This is a genomic window from Algoriphagus marinus (assembly GCF_001936475.1).
Taxonomy (GTDB): Bacteria; Bacteroidota; Bacteroidia; order Cytophagales; family Cyclobacteriaceae; genus Algoriphagus; species Algoriphagus marinus.
On record NZ_MSPQ01000008.1, the window covers coordinates 69,238 to 81,711 of the forward strand.

Annotated in this window: 13 protein-coding genes; 7 read left to right on the plus strand and 6 right to left on the minus strand. The window is 38.2% G+C overall.

Features of this window, described 5'->3' with window-relative positions; translation table 11 throughout:
* The first annotated feature begins 158 nt into the window (after nt 1-158).
* From BVC88_RS13725 to hrpB, 4 genes are all read left to right on the plus strand, one after another.
* Nucleotides 159-1,262: an MBL fold metallo-hydrolase gene (locus BVC88_RS13725; protein ID WP_075351429.1), complete on the plus strand. Its 1,104-nt coding sequence runs from the start codon at nt 159-161 to the stop codon at nt 1,260-1,262.
* A 169-nt stretch (nt 1,263-1,431) separates the two neighbouring features.
* Nucleotides 1,432-2,580 carry a Gfo/Idh/MocA family protein gene (locus BVC88_RS13730; RefSeq protein WP_075351277.1) on the plus strand — a complete coding sequence of 383 codons (1,149 nt, stop codon included), beginning with the start codon at nt 1,432-1,434 and terminating at the stop codon, nt 2,578-2,580.
* Nucleotides 2,581-2,814: 234 nt separating this feature from the next.
* On the plus strand, nt 2,815-3,330 hold the full coding sequence (locus BVC88_RS13735; protein WP_075351278.1) for a DUF2911 domain-containing protein: 516 nt from the start codon (nt 2,815-2,817) through the stop codon (nt 3,328-3,330).
* 65 nt (nt 3,331-3,395) lie between these two features.
* Nucleotides 3,396-5,891: an ATP-dependent helicase HrpB gene (hrpB, locus tag BVC88_RS13740; RefSeq protein ID WP_075351279.1), complete on the plus strand. Its 2,496-nt coding sequence runs from the start codon at nt 3,396-3,398 to the stop codon at nt 5,889-5,891.
* Here hrpB and BVC88_RS13745 read toward each other — a convergent pair.
* Nucleotides 5,888-6,508 carry a hypothetical protein gene (locus BVC88_RS13745; RefSeq protein ID WP_075351430.1) on the minus strand — a complete coding sequence of 207 codons (621 nt, stop codon included), beginning with the start codon at nt 6,506-6,508 and terminating at the stop codon, nt 5,888-5,890. The two genes, hrpB and BVC88_RS13745, sit on opposite strands and share 4 nt — an antisense overlap.
* Nucleotides 6,509-6,541: 33 nt before the next feature.
* Nucleotides 6,542-7,069 (minus strand): hypothetical protein, encoded by a 528-nt coding sequence (locus BVC88_RS13750; RefSeq protein WP_075351280.1) that lies wholly within the window; start codon nt 7,067-7,069, stop codon nt 6,542-6,544.
* A gap of 51 nt (nt 7,070-7,120) precedes the next feature.
* Between BVC88_RS13750 and BVC88_RS13755 the strand changes: the two genes are divergently transcribed.
* Nucleotides 7,121-7,834 (plus strand): hypothetical protein, encoded by a 714-nt coding sequence (locus tag BVC88_RS13755; protein WP_075351281.1) that lies wholly within the window; start codon nt 7,121-7,123, stop codon nt 7,832-7,834.
* A gap of 79 nt (nt 7,835-7,913) precedes the next feature.
* Here BVC88_RS13755 and BVC88_RS13760 read toward each other — a convergent pair whose 3' ends face one another.
* The 3 genes from BVC88_RS13760 to BVC88_RS13770 form a co-directional block, all read right to left on the minus strand.
* The gene (locus BVC88_RS13760; protein ID WP_075351282.1) at nt 7,914-8,282 is read right to left on the minus strand and encodes a TM2 domain-containing protein; all 369 of its coding nucleotides are present in this window, start codon (nt 8,280-8,282) and stop codon (nt 7,914-7,916) included.
* A complete protein-coding gene (locus tag BVC88_RS13765; RefSeq protein ID WP_075351283.1) occupies nt 8,275-8,580 on the minus strand; it encodes a DUF2752 domain-containing protein in 306 nt (101 codons plus the stop codon). The genes BVC88_RS13760 and BVC88_RS13765 overlap by 8 nt, the downstream gene beginning before the upstream one ends.
* Before the next feature lie 108 nt (nt 8,581-8,688).
* A complete protein-coding gene (locus BVC88_RS13770; RefSeq protein ID WP_075351284.1) occupies nt 8,689-9,768 on the minus strand; it encodes an oxygenase MpaB family protein in 1,080 nt (359 codons plus the stop codon).
* Between the two features lie 276 nt (nt 9,769-10,044).
* Here BVC88_RS13770 and BVC88_RS13775 point away from each other — a divergent pair, with 276 nt between their 5' ends.
* Both BVC88_RS13775 and BVC88_RS13780 read left to right on the plus strand, forming a co-directional pair.
* Nucleotides 10,045-10,938 (plus strand): TolB-like translocation protein, encoded by an 894-nt coding sequence (locus BVC88_RS13775; protein WP_075351285.1) that lies wholly within the window; start codon nt 10,045-10,047, stop codon nt 10,936-10,938.
* Between the two features lie 12 nt (nt 10,939-10,950).
* Nucleotides 10,951-11,865: an SMP-30/gluconolactonase/LRE family protein gene (locus BVC88_RS13780; RefSeq protein WP_075351286.1), complete on the plus strand. Its 915-nt coding sequence runs from the start codon at nt 10,951-10,953 to the stop codon at nt 11,863-11,865.
* Nucleotides 11,866-12,044: 179 nt separating this feature from the next.
* Here BVC88_RS13780 and BVC88_RS13785 read toward each other — a convergent pair whose 3' ends face one another.
* The gene (locus BVC88_RS13785; protein ID WP_075351287.1) at nt 12,045-12,413 is read right to left on the minus strand and encodes a nuclear transport factor 2 family protein; all 369 of its coding nucleotides are present in this window, start codon (nt 12,411-12,413) and stop codon (nt 12,045-12,047) included.
* Nucleotides 12,414-12,474: the final 61 nt, after the last annotated feature.

The window sequence follows — 12,474 nt, forward strand, 5'->3', positions numbered from 1 at the left end:
GGAATTTCTTCTTTTCAAATTAATAATTTGGTTCATGAAAATTGTTTTTTCTGTCCTGCACCTTTTTGGGTTCATTCTAGTTACTACCCCAACGAAGTCAAAAACAGATTTCTGAGCCCTTTATGTCCAAATTCATTTTCAAAATCGCCAAAATCTTAATGGTATCTTTTATAATAATCGTAGCGACCTTCATTCTTCTTGGGGTTTTATTCGTCAGGCTGAGTCCGGAATTTGGAGGTACACCATCGGAACAAAAAATATCAGAATACGAGCAATTAGACTATTTTTCGGATGGCAAATTTTCTAACCTTATCCCAACAACGATGGATATGGACTTTGGAAAAACGATAAAAATGCTTCCCAAATTTTTTAAAAATGATCCAAGTCGAGTGCCGTCTTTTGAGTTGCCCATAGTGAGTCGGGATTCTTTAGAATTGGTTGCTGATAGCCTACCGACAAGATTGGTTTGGTTTGGACATTCTGCATTTTTGCTCCAAATCGACGGAAAAAATATTCTGATTGATCCGATGCTTGGGGAAGTGCCTGCTCCAAATCCCCTTCTTGGTAAAAAGCGGTTTTTCAAAGATTTACCTATCGAAATAGAAAAACTTCCTCAAATCGATCTGATTATAATTTCGCATGATCATTACGATCATTTGGATTATGGATCTATCCAAAAGTTAAAAGAGAAAACGAAGCAGTTTTATGTGCCGCTTGGTGTTGGAGCTCATTTCGAGCGCTGGGGAGTGTCAACAGATCAGATTCATGAAATGAAGTGGTGGGAAGAAGCGGAAGTGGATGGACTTTCTTTAGCATTTACACCTTCGAGACATTTCTCTGGTAGAGGGGCCACTAATCGATTTTCCACTCTTTGGGGTTCTTGGGTGATCAAAGGCAAGGACGATAATATCTATTTCAGTGGAGACGGTGGATATGGGCCACACTTCAAAGAAATAGGTGAGAAATATGGTCCTTTTGACTTTGCAATGATGGAGTGTGGACAATACAATGAGAATTGGAAAGAAATCCATATGATGCCTGAGGAAACTGCGATGGCTGGCCAGGACGTCAATGCAAAAGTTATCATGCCTATTCATTGGGCTGCTTTTACATTGGCGATGCATTCTTGGACAGATCCTGTGGAGCGCGTAACCTTGAAGGCACAGGAAATTAATCAGCCTCTTTTTGTTCCTAAAATTGGAGAATTTATAAATCTCAAAGATTCCTTATGGACCAAAGAAGAATGGTGGATTAAACCCTAATTAAACTATATCCCCTGTATCTTCGACATAAAATTATTTCAATGTAAATGAACCAGATTTGAATTCCTTAATGAAATTTTTGAGCTTGTTGAGTGTTCAAAAATCCTTTTTATTGAGCCAAAATTACTAATTTGAACTTTTGAAAAATTATTAACCCAACCTAAAACCTATGTCTCAGACAATTAAAGCAGCAATAGTAGGAACTGGATTTATCGGACCTGCTCACCTTGAAGCCCTCAGAAGACTTCCATATGTAGAAGTAACAGCCCTTGTCGAAGTCAATCAGCAATTGGCAGATGAAAAGGCTAAAATGCTCGGTATTCCAAATGCCTACACTTTTGAGGATATGCTCAAACAATCAGATATTGATGTAGTGCATATCTGTACACCTAATTTCCTTCACTTTGCGCAAGCAAAAGCTGTTTTATTAGCAGGAAAGCATGTGATCTGTGAGAAACCTTTGGCTGTTAAGATTGACGAAGCAGAAGAATTGGTAGCCTTGGCTGCTGAAAAAGGGCTTGTCAATGCGGTTCATTTCAACCTTCGTTATTATCCCATGGTCCGCCAGATGAAAACCATGCGTGAGAAAGGCGAACTTGGAGAAGTGTATTCGGTGATGGGCTCTTACCTTCAGGATTGGCTTTTCTTACAAACTGATTACAATTGGAGACTGGAGCCAGACAAATCGGGAGATTCGAGAGCTATTGCAGATATTGGGTCCCATTTATTGGATATCACCGAGTATGTGACTGGATTGAAAATTACGGAGGTAATGGCAGATTTCTCTACGGTTCATAAGACTAGATTGAAACCTTTGAAAGCAATAGAAACTTATTCTGGCAAAATGCTTTCAATGGATGATTATCAGGAAGTACCTATCAATACTGAAGATTACGCAACTGTTTTATTACGATTTGATAATGGTAATAAGGGTTCGATTACTGTTTCCCAAGTAAATGCAGGAAGAAAGAATCGATTGAATGTAGAAATTTCAGGTTCCAAGTCAAATTTTGAATTCAATTCAGAACGACCAAATGAACTTTGGATTGGCAAGCGTGAGACTGCTAATGGGCACCTGATGAAAGACCCATCTTTGCTTCATCCAGAAGCTTCAGCCTTAGTTAGTTTCCCAGGAGGTCATAACGAGGGTTTCCCAGACACATCGAAGCAAATGTTTAAGGAGGTCTATGCTGCAATCCATGAGGGAAAACAGCCTGAAAAACCTTCTTTCCCAACTTTTGCAGATGGATTACGTGAATTGATCATTGGTGAGCGAATCATCGAAAGCAATAAAAAGCAAGCTTGGGTTGCCGTTTAGGAAGTTTTAAATTATTGCTAATTGTCTTTAAAAAGACTCTTAGATTAAATTATATGTATATCCGATTTTCTGCCAGTAAATAGCTAAAAGCAATAAAAGAAGGGGATAAAGTTAGCATTGATGCTTCTTCGGTCTTCTAGCCAAATGAGCAAAGAATTTTATGTTACTGGCAAGATTGCGGATAATCAGAATTTGAATTATTAACCCTTTATTTATTTCTATAATTATCGCAAAATGAAAAACATGAATTTCACAAAAAACCTTCTTGCATTTGTCTTAATGGCATTTGTAAGTATTTCAGCTTTCGCTCAAGACAAACCAAGCCCAGCAAAAACTGCCGAAGGAATGGTTGGCGATGCGAAAGTTACAATCAACTATTCATCGCCTGCAGTAAAGGGCAGAACAGTTTGGGGAGAATTAGTTCCTCTCGGAGAAGTTTGGAGAGCAGGTGCCAATGAGGCAACTACTTTCACCACATCAAAAGACATCATGGTAGAAGGAAAGAAACTTCCGGCAGGTACTTATAGCTTTTTTATCATTCCGGGTGAATATGAATCTACTTTGATTTTCAATAAAGTAGCAAAGCAGTGGGGAGCATTTAATTACGATTCTAAAGAAGATGCTTTGAGAGTGTCAGTGCCCTCTCAACAGACTTCTACTATGGAGGAGCGATTGGTTTATGAAGTAATGCCAAGCGTTTTTGAGATCAGATGGGAATATGGAAAAGCCGCAGCCAAGCTAGGCATGTAATTCTTTTCTAGATATTCAATGAGCCACAGGGAAAAATCCTTGTGGCTTTTTTATTTTTGCACCTCATGCTTAAAAACTTCGATTACAACTCCTTTGATCTTCCAGTTGCGGAAATCATCCCACAAGTTCAAACTCATTTTTCGAATCATAATTCTCTGATTATCCAAGCCCCTCCTGGAGCTGGTAAAAGCACCTTGCTCCCACTTGCCCTTTTGGATCAGCCTTGGCTAGCCGGAAAAAAGATCATTATGCTTGAGCCTAGAAGATTGGCTACCAAAAGCATTGCGCAGCGAATGGCCAGCATGACAAATACCCAACTCGGTGATTTGATTGGTTATCGAATTCGATTTGAATCTGCAATTTCTAAAAACACCCGATTGGAAGTGATTACGGAAGGAATACTTACACGAATGCTTCACTCGGATAATGCTTTGGAAGATGTCGGGATGGTTATTTTTGATGAATTTCATGAGCGAAATCTGCATTCAGAAGTTGCATTGGCCCTTTGCAGAGAAGTGCAGCAAGTGCTTCGTCCGGATTTGAAGATTCTTTTGATGTCAGCCACAATAGATGCCAAAGAGTTATCAGGTTTGCTGAATTCTAAAATTATTGAAAGCAAGGGAAGGCAATTTCCAGTTGAGGTGAATTTTGCTAGCGAAGTTGACGAATATGCAATTGGTGAAGATACCGCAAGGCAAATTATTCCCTTGACCAAAGTTCATGAAGGAGATTTTTTGGTCTTTTTACCCGGTCAAGGGGAGATCAAAAAAGCGCAGGAGATTTTAAGAAAAGCACTTCCAAGTGATTTGGTTTTACCACTTTATGGACAGCTCTCACCCGGAGAACAAAATCGTGCTATTATGCCTGATTCAACGGGAAAGCGAAAAATCGTTCTTTCTACAGACATTGCTGAAACATCCTTGACGATCGAAGGGGTCAAAGTTGTTGTAGATTCAGGTTTTGCTAAATCATCCAAATTTGACCCAAGAACTGGGCTTTCCAAGTTGGTATTGCATCGAATCAGCAAGGATTCTGCAGATCAGCGAAGTGGCCGTGCAGGAAGATTAACTGCGGGCCATAGCTATAGGCTTTGGACAAAAGCAATACAGAATCAGCTTAATGAATTCCGTACTCCAGAACTCATGGAAGCAGATTTGACAGCTTTGGTATTGGATATGAAAGCCTGGGGGAAACAGGATATCAGATCAATGACTTGGCTCACTCCACCTCCCTCAGGCACTTTGGCTTTAGCTGAAAAGACTTTGGAAACGATTGAGGCAATTCAAAACGGAGATCTAACTCCTCATGGCAAAGAAATTCATGCCTTGCCAAGTCATCCAAGAATTGCTCATATGCTCCTTTTTGCGAAGCAGCATGATCAGCTTTGTTTGGGAACTGACATTGCGGCTATTTTAGAGGAGCGGGATCCTTTGCCTCAGGATTCAGGAGTTGATTTGAATTTGAGAATTGAAGCTTTACGAAGATTCAGAAGTCGTGGTGCGAGCATTTCCCGAATTAAAAAGATCGAGAAAGTCGCAGCTTCCTATCGTAGGATGTTTAAAATAGATCCTGAAAACACCCCTGTTGATCCTTGGCAAACAGGCTTGCTTTTAGCATATGCTTATCCTGAGCGAATTGCAGCTGCAAGACCTGGAAATAATGCTCAGTTTCAACTTGCAAATGGTAAAATAGCCGCAATCGGACATCGGGATGATTTGGCACATGAATCCTGGCTTGCGGTGGCTCATCTTGATGCTCGGGAAGGTATGGGAAAAATCTGGATGGCAGCTCCTCTGAATCCCAAGGATTTGATGCCTATGGTCAAGACCAAAGAAATCATCTCTTGGGATCGTAAAAAAGGGGGCTTAGTAGCATTGACTGAAGTTCGGATTGGTGCCATTGTGCTAGGAAGTCGTCCTTTGGCCAAAATTGAAAAAGGAGATGCCACGCAAGTAATTTTGGAGGCAATTCGAGAAGAAGGCGAATATTTATTGAATTTTGATGAGGATGCTGATCAATTGATTCTTAGAGTAGCTAGTCTCAGAAAGTGGAATCCGACTCAGGATTGGCCTGATTGGTCAGTGGCCAACTTGTGTGAAAAACCTGAAAACTGGATTGAACCTTATATTTCTGGAATTACTAAAAATGAGGATTTTAAGAAACTCAATATTTCCAAAATCTTACTTCATAGTCTTGATTTTGAACTACAGCAGGAATTGGATAAGCTAGCGCCTTCCATAATTACTGTTCCCTCAGGAAGTGATATAAAAATTGAATACAGAACAGATGGAGATGCTCCGCTCCTTTCGGTTAGACTTCAGGAGCTTTTTGGCTTATTGGAAACTCCAAAAGTAAATAATGGCAAAATTCCACTTCTGATCGAAATGCTTTCTCCCGGATATAAACCGGTACAACTGACTCAGGATTTGAAGAGCTTTTGGAACAATGGCTATTTTGAGGTGAAGAAAGAACTGAAAAGAAGATATCCGAAGCATGAATGGCCAGAGGGTCCCATTTCAGCTGAGGCGGTAAGGGGTGTTAAGCGAAAAAATCCGAATTAATCCAAATTATCCAAGTAATCGAGAAACTGAAGGAATGAGGCCAAGGTAAATGGAGTCATATCCTTTTCTCGGATTTGCATTAGAAAACTTTTCCTTACTTCCGGATAATCTTTTGGATTGTAAATTTTACAAAGAGCGGTTGCTCTAAATGCGTTATAGACAAAATTTTGGGTTTTAAAGGAATTATTCCTTTGTTCAACGAATGCACGCTCCAGATTTAGAGGGTTGATCATTTCATCCAACCATTTGAATCCGTCTGTAACGAAAAAAGACTCGGTCTTCATGATAGCTTCTGACAACTCCCAATCATTTTCAATTGTAAAACGCTTGGGTAATTTCTTCCCAATTTTATTGAGCGTTTGAATCATCGTAATAGACCTTTCAGCATAATCTTTTAGAGTTGGCAAGAACTTATGGATTATCATCTCTACTTTATCAATCCTCACTCCGAGGTTGTATTCTAAAAAACTCTGATCTGAATAGTCTGTATAATGGACAAAAATTACCTGCTTTCCATGAGGAAAATCCTTTTCAAAAAGCATTAAGGATTCAATGAATTTAAAGCCAAAATCTTTAAAAAAAAGGTCATGAATTGAGACTAAATCAATTTTGCGCATAGTATTTAAACAGCACATTTTTGATTTTGTTGTCTAATCTTCAGAAAATAATTCTCTCATTTCCAGCAGTATGGGTTCGATCTCCATCCTTTTTACGGCAACACTTCCTTCATCTTCAGGATTGTGTAGATAATGATTCCAGTGCTTCTCTGCTTTTCTTATTGTGCGGGGGGTAATATCAAATTCCACTTCATCGAGATAGTCTTTGGCAAGTGTTGAGGCTTTGAAATTTCCAAAAAGATAAACCCGGAACACATCCACAAACCGCTGGCTTAAATCAAACAATTCCAAAACCTGAACAAATACACCTTGATGAGCCCTGTTTTTTTTGTCATTGATTGCTTCAAAAATTGCATCCAAAGATTCCTCATTAAAGCTTGAATTCGAAAGCGCTCGACAAGCTAAGTATGCAACCTCCCATTGATCTCCTTTCACCAGTTCGATCAATCGATCCCTACCTGATTCATCAACTAATTTCCCGACTTTATCTGCGAAAAAATAGGCTTCTTTCTCATTAGGATCAGACATCTTAGCAATTAATCGATCGATTTCGGCTTCCATTGATTTTAAGTTTAATTTGTACAAATATACTTGAATTGCTTTTCCTCCATTATGAATTCCGCAAATCCGATAAAGATTAGTCTAGAATCTTATTTTCAATTAATCCAAAAAGGAAAGGAATTGAATCTGGAAAGGAATTATTTCTCAGAAAAGCATCAGCTCCAATTTTGGAATTCGACGGAATGGTTGTTCAAAGTGATGCTTCCATGGAATAGAATTCCTGATGCTATGGGTGATTTGAAGCCAAAGGATGACCACCATCTAGGATTAGTAATGATTCGAGCTGGAATTGCTACCACTGGCTACTTTCATAATGATGTGATGATTGATCACAAGGTATTCAGAGCCTACATGATTCGTCAAAAACAAGGGAAAAGTCAAATTAAATATTTGAAAACCAAAGGGAAATCAAGAGCTGGTTCGAGATTAAGATTAGGAGAAAGTGAGCGGTTTTTTGAAGAAATAAACGAGCGATTGACTAACTATTCTGATGAATTTCCAATCGATATGTGGGGAATCAGCTGTGCTAAAACCTTATTACCATATTTTTATTCAAGTGAACCTGCCCCACCTTTTGCAAAAGATCAGGAAAACCTAATCTCTATCCCCTTTCATGTGCAGCAACCTGATTTTGAAACCTTGAAGAAAATGCATCAAAAATTGAATCAAATTCATGTTATTTTTTCAGAGAAGGGAATGGAAGTCTTCGAAAATACGCCTTTGGTAGGTGCCATTAAATCTTCTCCCGAGGAAGAGGATTGGTAATAGATCTTTCGGTCCAAAAATAGAAAAGCCAGAATTTCTTCTGGCCTTTGGTTGGTGGTGTTAAGTAAGCAATCAGGTTTTAGTTTGTTTCACCTGGATAGTTGGCATTCAGCATATTCATAGTCTCATGTGCGACTTTAATGTTGTATTCATAAGCTAGGCTTTTGTAATTCACCAAATCCACGATTGTACCGATGAAACAAAGACCTACGGTGAGGATATAAAGGATTCCTAGTCCAATCTGTCCGAGGATGAATCGATGCAAACCTGCGAATCCAAAGAAACCAAGTAAGGTCAAGATCAGAATCATTTGAGAGTCTTTTCTTCTTGCACGATATACTTGAGCAAATAGAGAAGCTTGATCTTCATCCATACTTTTCATCAGTCCCTGGATATATCCAAGTTCCATTCCTTCCAATTCTGGAAGATGTCTCAATACATTAGCCATAGTTGTGTGTTGTTTTAAGGTTGTTTATTAAAGTCCAAATTCGAGAGAAAATCACCAGATAGGCAAACATTGCCAACGGATGCATAGACCAGGATTCTTGAAAATCTCCTTTGAGAAGCAGATTCATCGAACGACCCAACCCACATCCAGGGCACCAATCAAATCCCAACTGATCTAATGGGCAAAGGCTCATGTGATCTCCAGAATATGGATTGATGAAATAGATTGCAATAAGGCTTCCGATCCAGAATATCAATTCTAAAGGCAGTTGCTTTATCCATCGGGTGATTTCTTTCATGCCAGTAGAAATACGAAAAAGATGCCATTTGTCAAAAAGTGGCTTTTCAAGCTAATTTAAAGGAATGCCAAAATAAGAATGAATTGGATCGTACAAAAAAGTGTTCGATTATGAACGCTTTAACTCTGGGAGTTGGATACTCAGCTTTTTACCAAAGTTTGCTTTTTGGTTGAATTCAAATTGCTTTACGATTTGAGCATAGCTTTTATTTGAACCATAATTTTTCCACCCACTAAATTTAAACACCAAACCCAACAATTCTCCATTTACTGGTTGGGGAGTATAAATACCCAATGCTTTTGAAGCTTCTTTTCCTAAGAAAAAATTTAGAATCGGGATTACCTGAGATGCGATTAACTGATCTGGTATAGTTGATTTGTAATAATTGATTAAAGCAGTTATCAATCTGTTCCCAGCATCTGATTCGCGCAAATGACGCTTTCTGATGAGTTTTTCCAGTTCAAAAGCTTCTTTGGAATTATCCGGCCAATAATTGGTATCTATTCCCATCAGCTTTCCCACCCATTTCCAATAGGTCATCAGTAAATCGACATCCTCATTGGAAACCTTAAAACCCATTTTCTTCCAACCTCGAATCACAATAAGGCTAAATGTCAAATTGGTACCGATTAAATCTTCTTGGTTAATAGGTTTTCCAAATGCGTTATTCCAATCTTTTGAATAATGTGAAATGAAATACCTGCTAAAAGCATGAATCAGGCGAACTTTAGCGCAGGTTAAGTAAGCCTTCTTTTTGCTCATAAAGGCTTCTGGTTCGAAAATGTCTAGGATAAACCCACCAGTCTCTCCAAGCCGCTGACCGATATCATCCAAAATCCGCTTGGATCTCACGAGAACTTCTGCCCCATCTCCAAAAGCATAAGCATAGGGCAAGGAATAAAAGCCGAGCATAGCCAAATACAAATCTCCTTTATCATTGAATAATTCCTGCCCTTTCTCTAAAATCTCAATAGGAATTTCTTTTTGATTCAGGAAAAAGTTGAAAAAATCCTGAAACTCCAGCGGAAATGAATCTTCAATTTTGGAGGGGATTTCTTCCCAGGAATTAATTAAAGTGATTAATTCTGGATTTTTCACCAATTGACTAACTAGCTGATCTGCAATTGGATCTTGACGTGATCTTAGTAGATCAAATTCGGAATTGGTGTATAGTTCTAATTTGCTCACATCTTTCTAACCTTGTTTTTGTATTTTGGTTGATCAATTTTAAAAAATAGATGAAATACCATGAGAAAAGTTCTTTCACTGAGGAATGTCCCGATAAATATCGGGATTAGGGCATTCTATATTACCGCTAAAAAGCAAATTATAACTTGATGAAATCGAGCATGACAATAATGTCACACAGTGGGATGTCTCGATGGCTATCTGGATCGAAATGCGAGATTCCCCCGAAACAAGTTCGGGGCAGGCTATGTGGCCAAATAGAAAAATTATAAACACATGAAAAATATCTTTTCGTTGACTCTTTTTATTTTCTTAATACTTTCGATGTCGGTATCAGCACAAGGCAGTTTTGACCTCTGGGTGGTAGAAACTTCAGGGAAAGGGGGGAAATTGGAACTCAATCCAGAAACTGCATATGCATTGACAGATCGTCCGGAATATGACAACCAGCCTAGCTTTATAAATGAATATCAGATGGTTTTCTCAGCCGCTGATGAAAATGGTAATTTTGATATTATAGCCTATAATTTTGAGTCAAAAAAATTTACTAACCTAAGTAAAACTTCAGATAGAAATGAAAATTCTCCGAGGATTACAGATTGTGGAATGTATATCGCAGCAGTAGTATCTGAACCTGACAAAAAACAACGAATTTGGCTTTATCCGACCAGTTTTGAACCTGCTGAATTGCTTTATGACGACATTGAGCCAGTTGGGTATTATGATTGGTATAATAATAAAGCAGCGATGTTTATCTTGGGAAACCCAAATAAACTCGTCTATGCGGAAAGTAGAGATAATCTGATCGAGATAGACACTGAAATCGCCAGATCGATAAATCGAAGACCTAAAACCAGTTCGATTACCTATCTTTCAACTCGCGAATTCATGGATTCTGAAGATTCCAAGGCCTTTAAATTAAAAAGCTATGATATTGAATCTAAGGAACGCAAGGATTTGGGATATGGATTGCCTGGATCTCAAGATTTTATTTGGATTGACAAAAACTATCTGTTGATGGCTCAAGGAAATACTATTTATAAACGAAGATTTTCAGATGAGACCTGGGAAGTAATTGGTACAATCACTACTGATACACATCAAAATATAAGCAGATTAGCATATAGCGAGGATTTAAATGTGCTCGTGATTGCGATGGAACGAAAATAATAAACACCCAATATGAACCTGTTAAAATCAACCTTAGTCCTTTTCTCGCTCTTTTTGGTACAAGCTGCAATAGCTCAAATCGAGGATAAAAGAGGAATTGTTGCAAAGAATGCTGAGTTAGTCAAAGTCCAAGATGGATTTTCCTTTACAGAGGGTCCGGCTACGAATCGTTTTGGAGACGTTTTTTTTACTGATCAACCAAACAATCGAATTCATAAGTGGAATGCAATCACGAATGAAATTACTGTATTCAAAGAAGATGCGGGTAGATCTAATGGTCTTTATTTCATGTTAGACGGAAGTCTTTTGGCAGCAGCAGATGAAGAAAATCAGCTTTGGATGATCGGTAAGGATGGTTCTGAAGAAGTATTGGTTTCTGTATTTAGAGGAAAGAAGCTAAATGGACCAAATGATATCTGGTTACGTCCGAAAGGAGGAATATATTTCACGGATCCACTTTATGCCCGTCCTTATTGGGATGGTATAAGAGGAAAGGAATCTGAGCAAGATGGAGAACACGTCTATTACCTCTCACCTGACAAATCTGAGCTATTTCGGGTAGCAGAAGATTTGGTCAAACCCAACGGAATCATAGGTTCACCAGATGGTAAAACTCTTTATATAGCGGATCCAGGTGCAAAAAAGACCTATAAATATGAAATCCGTGAGGATGGATATCTGATTAATAAAGAACTGTTTTGTGAAAGTGGATCAGATGGTATGACAATCGATGATCGGGGTAATGTCTATTTGACAGGAGATGGAGTGAAGGTTTTTGATCGGAAAGGAGAGCAGATTGCACATATTAAAGTACCTGCAAAGTGGACTGCAAACGTTACTTTCGGAGCATTAGACCGAAAAACTTTATTTATAACTGCCTCTGACGCGGTATATACTTTGAAAATGAAAACTCATGGCGTTTGGTGAGTTTTATATGCCAAAGGATTCAAGTGCTTAAAAGAGCATTTTTCTAACTATCCCAGCTGATTGATATTTTAGAAATTCAATAAAAAATACTTAAAGGTATGAGAGTAAATTTCATTTCTGTTTATTCAATAAAAAGGGAAAGCGTCAACTTTCCCTTTTTACTTTATTGATACTTAACCTTATGTAGTTTGATTATAATGTGTTGAAACCAATTTCCATCCTTCTTCACGCTCTATCCAAACGTCCAAGAAATTCATATTCTTAGATTCCATTTGACCTTTTACAGAAAAAGTAAAAGCACCTTCGCCCTGAACTACAGCTGAAGTTCCATAAACTCTTGCGATAGTATTTTGAAAATCAATCTCTTTTAAGACGCATTCTTCAGATCGAATTTTTTCAATCAATTCTTCTTTGGTATTTACTTTTCCATGAGAATTAAACATTAAACCATTATCGTCAAAAATGTGAGTTAGGTGGTCAAGGTTTAGAGTCTCCCAGATTTCAAATTTCTTTCTGGTAAGATCTAAAAGATTAGATTCTGTAAGCATAAAATGTAATTAGGGTGATAATAAAAGGGTGAATTTGTTATTATCAAAACTTAGACCAAAA